Source organism: Gordonia sp. UBA7860, from assembly GCF_002500165.1.
Classification (GTDB): domain Bacteria; phylum Actinomycetota; class Actinomycetes; order Mycobacteriales; family Mycobacteriaceae; genus Gordonia; species Gordonia sputi.
On record NZ_DLSO01000126.1, the window covers coordinates 106,489 to 116,984 of the forward strand.

The window sequence follows — 10,496 nt, forward strand, 5'->3', positions numbered from 1 at the left end:
ACGAACATCTTCGTCGGGATGCACCCGACGTTGAGGCAGGTCCCGCCGTAGATGCCCTCCTCGAAAATGGCGATCTGCTTCTCGGCGAAGCGGTCGTCGGGAATCGAGTTACCGCTTCCGCTCCCGATGATGGCGAGATCGACTGTCTGCGTGGCTGATCGGGTGTCGGGTGATGCGGTCACGATGTGCTCCTCGCGGGAGAGGGGTCGACGATGGTGTCGAGCCACCGATCGACCTCGGTGTAGGCCTGTGTGCGCGCCGACTCGACGGACAGAAATACGTCGTGGCGTGCACCGGCGATGGGGGCGATCGTGACGTGACCGCCGAGACTGCCGCTCCACTGCGCGATCTGCGTGACGTCGAGAACGACGTCGGCCGCATCGACGGCGGGTGAATACTTCTTGGCGAACTTCGTTGCGTCCGAGCGCAATACAAGCGTCGGCACTCCGACGTCGATGCCATGATGAAGGTGGCGTTGACCCGAGCGGACCGCGTTGAGGAATCCGAACGTGACAGGGAAGCCGCCGAGTGGCTTCTTCGTGAGGTCGTATGCCCACTCTCCGTGGGAGTCGACGTGCAGGCTCTCGCCGTACGCGGCGGAGAGTTCGCGGTTGGGTGCCTCGAACGGGCGCACGGCCGCAAGGGCTTTGATGAACATCGTCACGGGGTAGGTGCGCAGGACGGGCTTGCCCTGCAGGTCGAGCCACGGACTGTTGAGCAGCAGCCCGGACACGCGTGCGTGGCGCTCGGGCGATGTGGCGCGGAGCCGATCGAGCCACAGCGGGGTGATCAATCCGCCTGTCGAATGCGCAGCGACCAGGACCGGCGTGTCAGGGGTGAAGTCGTCGGCGATCGCGTTGAGTGCGAGCCCGAGTTCGAGGTCGTAGGCCGCGAGGTCGCGGACGAAATGCGGAGTCTGCCCGTCGAGCAGGGACCGTCCACATTTGCGTAGATCCAGCGCGTAGAACGCGTACCCGCGGTCATGGAAGTGATCGGCGAGGGGCTCATGAAAGAAGTAGTCGGTGAATCCGTGGACGTAGAGGACGGCGCCCTTGGTTGCGGCCGCCGGCGCGATCGGCTTGCGAACCAGGGTCGCGGTGATGGGACCCTCGCCGTCCGGGTCGGGACCGAGGTCAAACGTCCGAACCTCGTAGTGGTCGAGGAAACCGTCGGGTTGCCAACCGGAATCGCGGTCAGCGGAATCGTCTTGCACCGAGGAGGTCGACTGCCGAGTGGCCGACTCTGGGGACACCGTCACGATTTCCACTGTAAAGGCGCATGCGACGCGCGCACGCAAGTGTCATCCGGCCCACACTTGGCGGAGGCGATTCGGGCGCACACACACTCATGGGGAACAATGGTCGACGTGGACGAGGATTCGTCCTCCGCAACACAAGACAGTGTTGTCGAGTGGAGTCTGAAGTGGGGTCCGAGTTGTCTGAATCGGTGATCAAGACGGACGTTGCGCTCGTGGGCGCCGGCATCATGAGTGCCACCCTCGGTGCGCTGCTGCGGCAGGTGCAGCCTGACTGGACGATCAGCCTCTTCGAACGGCTCGATGCCGCGGCCGGAGAGAGCAGTGACCCGTGGAACAACGCGGGCACCGGCCACTCAGCGTTGTGCGAGCTCAACTACACCCCGAAGACCGCAGACGGTGGCGTCGACATCACCAAGGCGATCGCCATCAACGAGCAGTTCCAGGTCTCTCGACAGTTCTGGGCCTACGCGGTCGACAACGACATCATCTCCCGCCCTTCGGAGTTCATCAATCCGATTCCGCACGTGAGCTTCACCCACGGTGACGCGGGCGTCGACTACCTCCGCAAGCGCTACGACGCGCTCTCGAAGGAAGTTCTCTTCGAGGGCATGGAGTACATCACCGATCCGGGCGAGTTCAGTGCACGACTCCCGCTGATGTCGCAGGGTCGTGACTTCTCCGATCCGGTCGCGTTGAACTGGTTCACCGAGGGCACCGACGTCGACTTCGGTTCGCTCACCCAGAAGCTCCTCAACTTTGTGGGCAAGGGTGGCGACATCTACTTCGGTCACTCCGTGACCAACCTGAGCAAGCAGTCCGACGGAAGCTGGATCGTCAAGGTACGCAACGTCCGTACCGGCGAGAAGTGGACCGTGCACGCCAAGTTCGTGTTCGTCGGCGCGGGCGGTGGTGCGTTGCACCTGCTGCAGAAATCCGGCATCAAAGAGGCAAAGGGTTTCGGCGGCTTCCCGGTCTCGGGCGAGTTCTTCCGCTGCAACAATCCCGAGCTCATCGAGGAGCACCACGCCAAGGTGTACGGCCAGGCCGCCGTCGGCGCGCCGCCGATGTCGGTGCCACACCTCGACACCCGTGTCATCAACCATCGCCAGGGTCTGCTGTTCGGGCCGTACGCCGGATGGTCGCCAAAGTTCCTCAAGAGCGGCAAGATGACGGATCTGCTGAGCACGGTCAAGCCCGGCAACGTACTGCCGATGCTCTCGATCGCACCGCAGGAATTCGGTCTGCTCAAGTACCTCATCGGCGAGCTCGCCGCGAGCTCCGCCGATCGCGTCGACACCCTGCGTGAGTTCGTGCCCCGCGCCATCGGCGACGACTGGGAGCTGATCACCGCAGGTCAGCGTGTGCAGGTCATCCGTAAGAACAAAGACGGCGTCGGCGGCAAGCTCGAGTTCGGCACGGCGGTCGTCGCTGCCGGAGACGGCACGCTCGCAGGTCTGCTCGGCGCGTCGCCCGGCGCGTCGACGGCGGTTCCGGCGATGCTCTCAGTGCTCGAGCAGTGCTTCCCGGCCGACTTCGAGCGCTGGACGCCGAAGCTGACCGAGATGATCCCGTCGTTCGGCAAGAAGCTCTCCGACAATGCCGACCTCTTCCACCAGGTCTGGGATTGGACGAGCAGCAGTCTCGAACTACGTCGCGATACCGTCGCGGCCCCGGCCGACGCCGACGTCGAGCCCGCGCCGGCAGGCTGAGTTGTGACGTGCGTGCTGTCGGTGTGATAGTCACGACACCATGACCTCTGGGCAGCTTCATCGCAGTTACACGGCCGACCTCGACGTCGAGACGCTGTACAACATCCTGCGATTGCGCGTCGACGTCTTCGTCGTAGAGCAGTCCTGCCCGTACCCGGAGCTCGACGGTCGGGATCTCGAACCCGCCACCCGCCAGCTCTGGGTGTCCGACGACGAGGGGCGTGTGGTCGCGACGTTGCGGCTCCTGGAGGATTCCGGGGCGCCCGGTGACGGCGAGCTCTATCGGATCGGGCGTGTGTGCACCGATCGTTCTCGTAGAGGCGAGGGCATGACCGCGCGTCTCATCGAGACAGCGCTCGCCGAGGTCGGCGAGCACCCATGCCGTATCGAGGCGCAGAGCTATCTCATCGACATGTACGCGAAGTTCGGCTTCGTCGTCGACAGCGAGGAGTACCTCGAGGACGGCATCCCGCACGTCTCGATGATTCGGCCTGCCAGAAGCACGCGCTCATGAGCGGCAGGCACGCTGTCGCAGCTCCGGCGAGCACCGGCGCCACACCCGCTCGATACCCGTTCAGCGCGGTCGTCGGGCAGGAGCGACTGAAGTTGGCGCTGATCCTGTGTGCGGTGTCTCCCGGTATCGGCGGTGTGCTGATCCGCGGCGAGAAGGGGACGGCCAAATCGACCATCGTGCGCGGACTCGGACCGCTGATCGCGCATGGGGGCACGGCCCACGACGGCGTCAGCGAATCGCCGACGGGCAGGGTCGTCGAACTCCCCATCGGCGCCACCGAGGATCGCGTCGTCGGTTCGCTGGACCTGACGGCCGTACTGCGCGACGGTGAGGCGGTGTTCACGCCTGGCCTGCTGGCGCGTGCCGACGGGGGAGTGCTCTACATCGACGAGGTCAATCTTCTGGCCGACCACCTGGTCGACGTGCTGCTCGACGCCGCGGCCAGTGGACGCGTGACCATCGAGCGTGACGGTGTCTCGCACACCCAGCCGGCCGACTTCGTACTCGTCGGAACGATGAATCCCGAAGAGGGAGAACTGCGTCCGCAACTGCTCGACCGATTCGGGCTGGCCGTCGACGTCACCGCGGCGCGTGAGGTCGACGAGCGTGTCGAGGTCGTTCGACGCCGGATGGACTTCGACGCCGATCCCGATCGCTTCGTCGAGCGGTATGCCGACGACGAGCGCGCGCTCGCCGACCGGATCGCCGCCGCGCGCGGGTCTGTGGGAAACGTCGAGATCAGCGAGCGAGAACTGCGACGCATTGCAGGCATCTGCGCACACCTCGACGTCGACGGACTGCGCGGGGACATCGTCGTCGCGCGCACCGCGGCCGCACATGCGGCGCTGCGCGGGTCCACGTCGGTGACCGAGGAGGATGTGCGCGTCGGCGTCGAACTCGCACTGCCACACCGGCGTCGACGAGATCCCTTCGACGAGTCGGGCATGTCCGAGCAGCAACTCGACGACGCGCTGTCCGCAGGCGACGACGCCGCGGGTCCACCGGACGAGCCCGAGCCGGACCCCGACGGACCCGATGGTGCTCCCGCGCCCGAGCAGCGCGACGAGTCGTTCGACGGGTCGCCCGCTGACTCCGATCCCGCTGGCCCCGATCCTGCTGGACCCCAACAGGATTCCAGTGCCGAGCCGGTCGACCAGGAAGTGTCCGGGCAGTCGCAGCAACCGCGGCGCGGACAGATGTTCGGCACCGCGGCGTCGAGTTCTGGTGTGCGCGTGCGTCGCCTGCGGGCCGACGGCGTCGGCGATGGCGATCCCGGTAAGCGCTCACGCGCACGAAGCCGTCGCGGACACACTGTGGCCGACACCGACTTCGCGCACGGTGGGCCCATTCATCTCTTCGGGACAGTGCTGCGCGCCGCAGGGCGTTCGGTGGCCGCCGCCGAGGTATCGACGTTGATGCCCGAGAGACTATCGGTCGCACCGGTCGATCTGCGTGGGGCACAACGCATCGGGCAAGAGGGCAATCTGGTGGTGTTCGTCGTCGACCTGAGCGGGTCGATGACGGCACGCAGGCGACTGAGCGCCGTGAGCCGCTTATGCGTTGACCTGCTGCGCGATTCGTACACCCGGCGCGATCGGGTCGCGGTGATCGTGGCGCGCGGATCGCGTGCAGAACTTGCCGTGCCGCCGACGAAATCCGTCGATATCGCTGTGCGACGGCTCGCCGACATCAGAACCGGTGGCCGAACCCCGTTGGCGGAAGGGCTGATCGAGGCACAACGTGTCATCGAGCGTGCCCGCCGTGCCGAGCCCCGACGTCGACCGCTACTCGTCGTGTTGACCGACGGCAGGGCCACCGCGGGACCCGACGCTGCGGGGCGCGCATCCGTTGCGGCGCAGCGAATTCGGCGCAACGGTATCGACAGTGTCGTCGTCGACTGTGAGCAGGGCGTGGTCCGACTCGGACTCGCCGGGGATCTTGCCGTGGGCCTCGGGGCGCAGACGATGCGGATGGACGACCTGTCGGTGGCGGCGTTGTCGGCTCCCGCGACCGGCCGGCGTCCGTCGCGCGCGTCGGCCGCCTGATCAGAGTCCGCGCGAGAGTAGGGAGAGTTACTGTGCCCCAAGGTGTTCCGCAGACGGTTCCCGACGATGGGTTGACCACCCGGCAGCGTCGACAGCAGCCGGTACTCGCCGTGCACACCGGTGACGGCAAAGGAAAGTCGACGGCGGCGTTCGGAATGGCCATGCGCGCGTGGAACGCGGGCCTGCGGGTGGCGGTCTTCCAGTTCGTCAAGAGCGCCAAGTGGCGTGTGGGAGAAGAGTCCGCGATGGCCGCGCTCGGCGAGGTCCACAACGAACAGGGCATCGGCGGGCCCGTCGAATGGCACAAGATGGGGCAGGGTTGGTCGTGGCTGCGCGCCAATGCCGACGTCGCCGACGACCACGCCGCGGCGGCACGCGCCGGTTGGGACGAGATCGCCCGCCGTCTCGCCGACGAGCAGCACGATTTCTACGTGCTCGACGAGTTCACCTACCCCCTCGACTGGGGATGGATCGACACCGACGAGGTGGTGCGGACACTCGTCGACCGACCCGGTCGCCAACACGTGGTGATCACCGGACGTCGTGCTCCCGACGCACTGGTCGACGCTGCCGACCTGGTGACCGAGATGCGCAAGGTCGCGCACCCGATGGACGCGGGACGCAAGGGCCAGAAGGGAATCGAGTGGTGAGCCGCGTGACGAGGGCGACATGACGTCGATCCCCGCAGTGGTCGTGGCCGCGCCGTCGTCGGGTAGCGGCAAAACCACCGTGAGTACCGGGTTGATCGGCGCGCTACGCAGGGCAGGGCGTCGCGTTGCGCCGTTCAAGGTCGGCCCTGACTACATCGATCCCGGCTATCACGCGGTCGCCGCGGGACGTGTCGGTCGCAACCTCGATCCCAACCTGGTCGGAGCCGACCTGATCGGGCCCCTGTTCGCGGCCGGAGTTGCCGACGCCGACATCGCGGTCATCGAGGGAGTCATGGGACTCTTCGACGGCAGGATCACCGCCGACGATGCCGCCGACATGGACCCGATCGGTATGGGCTCGATCGCGCATGTCGCCACACTGCTGAACGCACCGGTCGTTCTCGTCGTAGACGCCGCGGGTCACAGTCAGTCGCTCGCCGCACTGCTCCACGGCTTCGTCGGCTACGAGCCGTCGGTGCGGATCGCAGGCGTGGTGCTCAACCGGGTGGGCTCCCCGCGACACGAGGCGGTGCTGCGACAGGCGTGTGCGCGAGTCGGGATGCCTGTCCTCGGGGTCTTGCGTCGCGACTCGCGCCTTCAGGTGCCCTCTCGCCACCTGGGGCTGATCCCCGCCGCCGAGAGGTCGGTCGAGGCCGTCGCAGCTGTCGACGCGATGTCGGAAATGGTCGGCGCAGCACTGGATCTCGAGGCGATCGTCGCGCTCGCGGAATCGGGAGGCGTAACGCTATCGAAGCCGTGGTCGGCGGCCGACGCCATCGCAGACGCGGGAGTGGGCGCGCAATCCGCACGTCCCCACCCTGGTCGTCCCCACTCTGCTCGTCCCCACTCTGGCAGTCCCGTCGTCGCGATCGCTGCGGGTGCCGCGTTCACCTTCGGGTACGCCGAGCACGCGGAGTTGTTACGCGCGGCAGGCGCCGAGGTCGTCGAGTTCGATCCGCTCATCGACCGATTGCCCGAGCGCACCGCAGGACTCGTCGTCGGAGGGGGATTCCCCGAAGAACACGCTGACAAGCTGGCGGCCAATCATGAACTGCGAGAAGACATCGCGGCGCTGAACCGCGCGAGCGGACCCATTCACGGTGAGTGCGCGGGTCTGCTGTACCTCACCCGGGAGCTCGACGGGCATCCGATGACCGGCGTCATCGATGCGGTCGGCCGATTCGGCCCCTCGCTCACCCTCGGATATCGCGACGCTGTGGCGGTGTCGGATTCGGCGCTCTACCGGGCGGGTGAACGGGTCACCGGGCACGAATTCCACCGCAGCGTCGTCGAACTCGACGCTGGTACGCCTGCGTGGGCGTGGCGTGACCATCACGGCGCGCCGGGTGTGCACGGCGTGGCGACGTCGAATGTCCTCGCCTCGTATCTGCATGTCCACCCGGCGGCGGTGCCGGCGTCCATCGCGCGGTTTGTGCGCGCCTGCGAGTCGAAGGAGATGTGATGGTCGGGAGCAATGTTGCGCAGGTGCTCGAGATGCTACGCGAACACGGCGTCAACGATCCGGCGATCCTGCGTGATCTGCTCGAGGCCGTTCTCGTTGTCGGGCAGGGACTTGATCTCGACGAAGCCCTCCAGCGGATCGTCGAGGTCGCTGTCGGAGTCGTCGATGCTCGCTACGGCGCGTTGGGTGTGCGCGGTCCCGACGGAGGGTTGTCGGAGTTCGTGTACACGGGGATCTCCCCCGAAGAGCGGTCTGCGATGGGATCGCTGCCGGTCGGCAAGGGCGTGCTCGGGGTCCTGATCAACGACCCCAACATCCTGCGCATCCCGGATCTGGCGAAACACCCTGCGTCGGTGGGCTTTCCGCCGAACCATCCGCCGATGACGACGTTCCTCGGTGCTCCGATCATCATCCGCGGCTCCAACTTCGGCCGCATCTACCTGACCGAGAAACGTGGCGCCGACGAGTTCTCGGCGCTCGACGAAGCGCTGATCGCGGTGCTCGCGGTAGCCGCCGGAATCGCCGTGGACAATGCGCAGTTGTTCGAGAGCTCACGCACGAGACAGCGGTGGATGCAGGTGCTGGTGCGTCGTGGCTCCGAGCCGCTCTCGGGAATTGCGTTGGAGGACACGCTTTCTCGGATGTGTGCGGATGTGGCGGACCTGGTTGGTGCCACGGACGTCCTCATCCTGAGCGATGAGACCGACAGCGGCGACGACATCGTGCTCAGCGGTCACACCGGCGGCCCGCTCAAGATCGATCCCGCGGACTTCGCGGCGCCGGCGGGGACTGGGATGTCGATCGTGCCGATAGCCGATCTCTCGCCCGCTCTCGGCCGACGCGGTGCTCGCTGGGCGACGGTGCAGCCGCTGGCGCGTGCTTCGGGGGCGTTCGGGTGGATCGTGATCACGCATGCCGACGAGCCGGTGTGGGAGCCCGAGGAGGCGTCGGGTCTCGCCGGAGTCTCCGAAGTGGCGTCGTTGGCGATGGTGTACGCGGAGCAACAGCAGGTCGCGCGCGACCTCGAGGTGCTCTCCGACCGCCACAGAATCGCCCGTGACCTGCATGACCACGTGATTCAGCGACTGTTCGCGATCGGCATGTCGATACAGACCATGCTCGCGGCAGGTGGCACCGGTTCGGTGGGACGATTCGACGACGCCGCGCGTGCCGAGCGGCTCGAACAAGTGATGACCGACCTCGACCGCACGATTGCGCAGATTCGCACCTCGATCTTCGACCTGCAGACCGTCTCCGGACACCACGACACCGCGACGTTGCGGCGTCGCGTCCTCGACATCGTGTCCGAACTCTCCGTCCATGCGCCGATCGCGCCAAGTGTGCAATTCGACGGCCCCGTCGACACTGTTGTCCCCGACGCGTTGGGGCCACACATCGACGCCGTGCTGCGCGAGGGACTGTCGAATGCGCTGCGCCACGCACACGCCGAGCACATCTCGGTGTCGGTCAGCGCCGACGACGTGTTGTCGGTGGAGATCACCGACGATGGCGTGGGCATCGGTACCGACGTCACCTATCGCGGCCTGGAGAACCTCACACGCCGCGCAGAAGAATGCGACGGAACCTTCACCGTCGTCACCAATCCTCGTGTGGCACCGGGCCGTACGTCGGGGACGACGCTGACCTGGTCGGTGCCGCTCGCCTAGTGGCTCAGGCCTTGCCGTCGCGGATCTTGGTCGCCATCACCGCGACCTGGGTGCGTCGTTGCATGTCGAGCTTGGCGAGGATACGTGAGACGTAGTTCTTGATCGTCTTCTCCGCCAGAAACATTCGCTGTGCGATCTGACGGTTCGTCAGCCCGTCGCCGATGAGGTTGAACACCTCGCGTTCCTGATGGGTGAGTTCTGCCAGAGGATCGGACGGCTTGTTCTTCCCGTCGCGCAGCTTGGCGAGCAGTGCTGCGGTCGAACGGTCGTCGAGCAGGGAGCCGCCCCGTCCGACGGTGCGCACCGCAGCGATCAGGTTATGGCCGAGGATCTGCTTGAGCACGAAGCCGGATGCACCCGCGAGGACCGCGGCGAGCAGTGCGTCGTCGTCGGCGTAACTGGTGAGCATGAGGCAGCGGATCTCGGGTTCGGCGGCACGCACATCGCGGCACAGTTCGACGCCGTTGCCGTCGGGGAGCCGGACGTCGAGGACCGCGACATCGGGTTTGGCGGCGAGAATGCCGACGCGACCCTCGCCGACCGATGCGGCCTCGCCGACCACCTCGATGTCGTCGGCGGTGCTGAGCAGGTCACGCAGACCTCGACGCACCAACTCGTGGTCGTCGACGAGAAAGACGCGAACGCTTGACGCGTCCGGCGAGGGCGGAACCGATGCCGTGGGATCTGACGCTGCGGGAGCCGGCTGACCTTCGGAATGCATGCACCGAAATTACCGCAGGTCGCACTCGAGCACGCGACGTCGGTCCCCATCCACTCGGGACTTTGGTCTCACTCACGCCCCCTGCGTCACACGCGAGAGTGGGTATCTGTCGGGGGAGGTCGGTGGTCGGGCCGAACGCAATCCGACGACGCACCGCCACGCGCGGCGTCGACGACGAGACGAGGAGAGACAGTGACGAGCCTCATCGGGCCAGCAACCAGCGACACAAGGATGACCGGATCGGATCTGCTGCGGGAGTTGCTTCCCGTATGTGAGACCGAGGTCGAGCGGCACATGAAGATGACCAAGGACTGGCATCCACACGACTACGTGCCCTGGGACGAGGGGCGCAACTTCGCTGCTCTCGGTGGCGTCGACTGGGATCCGGAGCAGTCGCAGCTCTCCGACGTCGCGAAGGCGGCGATGATCACCAATCTGCTGACCGAGGACAACCTGCCGTCGTATCACCG

General features: G+C 66.5%; 9 protein-coding genes and 1 pseudogene. 7 read left to right on the forward strand and 3 right to left on the reverse strand.

The genetic code is table 11. The annotated features are described in order from the left end of the window. Positions 1–182, reverse strand: a pseudogene (locus tag B3T59_RS16195) (mycothione reductase); the annotation flags it as partial. Further along, a complete protein-coding gene (locus B3T59_RS16200; RefSeq protein WP_372495411.1) occupies positions 179–1,252 on the reverse strand; it encodes an alpha/beta hydrolase in 1,074 nt (357 codons plus the stop codon). The pseudogene B3T59_RS16195 and the gene B3T59_RS16200, both read right to left, overlap by 4 nt. 182 nt (positions 1,253–1,434) lie before the next feature. On the opposite strand from B3T59_RS16200, the gene mqo reads away from it, so the two are divergent. The 6 genes from mqo to B3T59_RS16230 are packed head-to-tail and all read left to right on the forward strand — an operon-like array spanning position 1,435 to position 9,305. After that, positions 1,435–2,967: a malate dehydrogenase (quinone) gene (gene mqo / locus B3T59_RS16205; RefSeq protein WP_064861991.1), complete on the forward strand. Its 1,533-nt coding sequence runs from the start codon at positions 1,435–1,437 to the stop codon at positions 2,965–2,967. 40 nt (positions 2,968–3,007) lie between these two features. After that, positions 3,008–3,481, forward strand: a complete 474-nt coding sequence (locus B3T59_RS16210; protein ID WP_251721100.1) for a GNAT family N-acetyltransferase — start codon at positions 3,008–3,010, stop codon at positions 3,479–3,481. Beyond that, positions 3,478–5,526: a VWA domain-containing protein gene (locus B3T59_RS16215; RefSeq protein WP_251721101.1), complete on the forward strand. Its 2,049-nt coding sequence runs from the start codon at positions 3,478–3,480 to the stop codon at positions 5,524–5,526. Before B3T59_RS16210 ends, B3T59_RS16215 begins: the two co-directional genes overlap by 4 nt. Before the next feature lie 32 nt (positions 5,527–5,558). Beyond that, positions 5,559–6,176 (forward strand): cob(I)yrinic acid a,c-diamide adenosyltransferase, encoded by a 618-nt coding sequence (gene cobO / locus B3T59_RS16220; protein ID WP_064861978.1) that lies wholly within the window; start codon positions 5,559–5,561, stop codon positions 6,174–6,176. 19 nt (positions 6,177–6,195) lie between these two features. Further along, positions 6,196–7,638, forward strand: coding sequence for a cobyrinate a,c-diamide synthase (locus tag B3T59_RS16225; protein ID WP_287004317.1), 1,443 nt, complete (start codon positions 6,196–6,198; stop codon positions 7,636–7,638). Next, positions 7,638–9,305: a GAF domain-containing sensor histidine kinase gene (locus B3T59_RS16230; protein ID WP_251721104.1), complete on the forward strand. Its 1,668-nt coding sequence runs from the start codon at positions 7,638–7,640 to the stop codon at positions 9,303–9,305. The genes B3T59_RS16225 and B3T59_RS16230 overlap by 1 nt, the downstream gene beginning before the upstream one ends. 4 nt (positions 9,306–9,309) lie before the next feature. Here B3T59_RS16230 and B3T59_RS16235 read toward each other — a convergent pair whose 3' ends face one another. After that, the gene (locus tag B3T59_RS16235) at positions 9,310–10,026 is read right to left on the reverse strand and encodes a response regulator (RefSeq protein WP_005204902.1); all 717 of its coding nucleotides are present in this window, start codon (positions 10,024–10,026) and stop codon (positions 9,310–9,312) included. A gap of 192 nt (positions 10,027–10,218) precedes the next feature. Between B3T59_RS16235 and B3T59_RS16240 the strand changes: the two genes are divergently transcribed. Next, on the forward strand, positions 10,219–10,496 hold a 278-nt coding region (locus B3T59_RS16240), incomplete at its 3' end, for an acyl-ACP desaturase (protein ID WP_287004319.1).

Coding starts and splice junctions, on each gene's coding strand:
- B3T59_RS16210 (WP_251721100.1), top strand. CDS start 3,008: ATGACCTCTGGGCAGCTTCATCGCAGTTACACGGCCGACCTCGACGTC.
- B3T59_RS16215 (WP_251721101.1), top strand. CDS start 3,478: ATGAGCGGCAGGCACGCTGTCGCAGCTCCGGCGAGCACCGGCGCCACA.
- B3T59_RS16225 (WP_287004317.1), top strand. CDS start 6,196: ATGACGTCGATCCCCGCAGTGGTCGTGGCCGCGCCGTCGTCGGGTAGC.
- B3T59_RS16230 (WP_251721104.1), top strand. CDS start 7,638: ATGGTCGGGAGCAATGTTGCGCAGGTGCTCGAGATGCTACGCGAACAC.
- B3T59_RS16235 (WP_005204902.1), bottom strand. CDS start 10,026: ATGCATTCCGAAGGTCAGCCGGCTCCCGCAGCGTCAGATCCCACGGCA.